1 protein-coding gene is annotated in these 436 nt (G+C 76.8%); it reads left to right on the plus strand.

Annotation, left to right across the window (positions count from 1 at the left end; genetic code table 11):
- A partial coding sequence (locus GUY61_RS38890) for a sortase domain-bontaining protein (RefSeq protein WP_166634970.1) occupies positions 1-372 on the plus strand: 372 nt, incomplete at its 5' end.
- Positions 373-436: the final 64 nt, after the last annotated feature.

Raw genomic sequence — 436 nt, forward strand, 5'->3', positions numbered from 1 at the left:
CCGCCGTACGACCGGCCCGGGACGGTCGCCTGGTACGAGGGCGGAGCCCGGCCGGGAGCGGACGGCGTGGCGCTGCTGGTCGGCCACGTGGACACCTCGCGCCGCCCCGCCGTCTTCCACCGGCTGAGCAAGGTGCGGCGGGGCGATCGGGTGTCGGTGCTGGGGGCAGACGGCTCGGTGGCCCGGTTCGCCGTCGACGACGTCGAGGTCGTCGACCGCGACCGTTTCGACGCCCGCCGGGTCTACGGCAGGCGTGTCCCGGGCCGGGCCGAACTCCGCCTGCTCACCTGCGGCGGCACCTTCGACCGCGCCGCGGGGGTCTACTCGGCGAACGTGGTCGTCTCGGCGTACCTCACGGGCGGCCCCCGCTGACACCGCCCGCCCACAGGCACGGGATGCCACGGCACGGGGAGGGGGCGGGGAGAGCATGCGGGCG

Source organism: Streptomyces sp. GC420, assembly GCF_009916105.1.
GTDB lineage: Bacteria > Actinomycetota > Actinomycetes > Streptomycetales > Streptomycetaceae > Streptomyces.